Annotated in this window: 1 protein-coding gene and 1 tRNA gene; one reads left to right on the plus strand and one right to left on the minus strand. The window is 49.5% G+C overall.

Annotated elements, in window-relative coordinates:
- Nucleotides 1–89 precede the first annotated feature (89 nt).
- Nucleotides 90–176: transfer RNA gene (locus tag KDK15_RS03180), tRNA-Leu, on the plus strand.
- Nucleotides 177–262: 86 nt separating this feature from the next.
- On the opposite strand, the gene KDK15_RS03185 is transcribed toward KDK15_RS03180, so the two are convergent.
- A partial coding sequence (locus KDK15_RS03185) for a tyrosine-type recombinase/integrase (RefSeq protein ID WP_257293920.1) occupies nt 263–1,309 on the minus strand: 1,047 nt, incomplete at its 5' end.

The following is a 1,309-nucleotide window of genomic DNA, read 5'->3' on the forward strand; positions in this document are numbered from 1 at the left end:
GCTTCAGGTGCCAGTGACTGCAAGGTCGTGGAAGTTCGAGTCTTCTCCTGGGCACCAAACATCGTTAAAAGTAGAAAAGTGTCGTATATGCCCAGGTGGCGGAATTGGTAGACGCGCCAGCTTCAGGTGCTGGTAACTGTATGGTTGTGGAAGTTCGAGTCTTCTCCTGGGCACCAATTCTCAAAGATATGTCGTGTGATTCGCGGCAAAAAAAACCGGACTTTCGCCCGGTGATATCTTCTATCATCGCTATCTCTCCTTGTTATCTCGTGCCCTGTACTTCCTGGGTTTTTCGGATATAGATTTTCTTTGCTTCCAGTGTTTTGTGGCCGGAGACCAGTCCTTCATGGTCAGAGACGCCTTTGGCTTTCAGGTCGTGGAAGTGCCATTTCCCATTAATCAGTCCTTCATCTACTGCGCGGTTGATCAGCTTCTGCCACTGGCTGTCCAGCGTGTTCTTGTGCATCTTTTGCCCCGGTGACATTTGAATGCCTTTTTTGGCAGGGACGTTGGGCGCTCCAAACACATACTCAAACTTTTCACCGTTGTTGTAATCATCAAGGGTTTGCAGGGCTTTTCTCAGTCGTGGTGTCCAGAGGGTGATTTCATCCAGTGAACCTTTTACGCGTTTCAACTGTATGCCTTTCTCCAGCAGTTGGTCCCGCTTCATATTGATCAGCTCGGATCGTCGCGCCCTGCAGATATAGGCGAACTCCATCATGGCTTTCCAATATGGATTGGCCAGATAGTAAACGCAGGCATAGTCTTCATCGCTGACGTACACATCTTGCCGATTCGGCCTTGGCAGCGCTTCGCAGTCCAGCGATGGGTTGGGTGGAACTCCTTCCAGATGGCTTCTGCCCCAACTCCAGGCACTGGAGATTAGTTTGCGGGCAATGGCGACTGCACCCAGTTTGTCGGAATATTTTTCATAGAACCGGTTTAGTGATGGTGGTGTGATCATTGTCAGCGGCACCTTGCCAAAAGTGCCATAACCCTCCACGGGAAAACTTTTCACCTTAGGGGTATAAAGCCTTTTGTTGTACTGCCAATCCTTGCTCTGGCTTTTGAATTTTCTGGACTCCAGATATTCATCCAGCAGCCAGCCCAATGTCTGGTCGGAACTTTTCTCCAGGTTTTCAATGGCCATATAGAGTTTGGACATGGTTTCTGGCCCCAATACAATCTCGGCACCGAAAACATTCTTTTTGCCGACCCGGCCATGATGAGGCTTATAGATGAAACGCCCTTTGCTGCGATAAACACCGTCTGGCAATTGGGCATTCTCTTTGTTGCGCGGTCTTCCCAT

Origin of the sequence: Endozoicomonas sp. YOMI1 (assembly GCF_024606345.1) — a bacterium.
Classification (GTDB): domain Bacteria; phylum Pseudomonadota; class Gammaproteobacteria; order Pseudomonadales; family Endozoicomonadaceae; genus Endozoicomonas.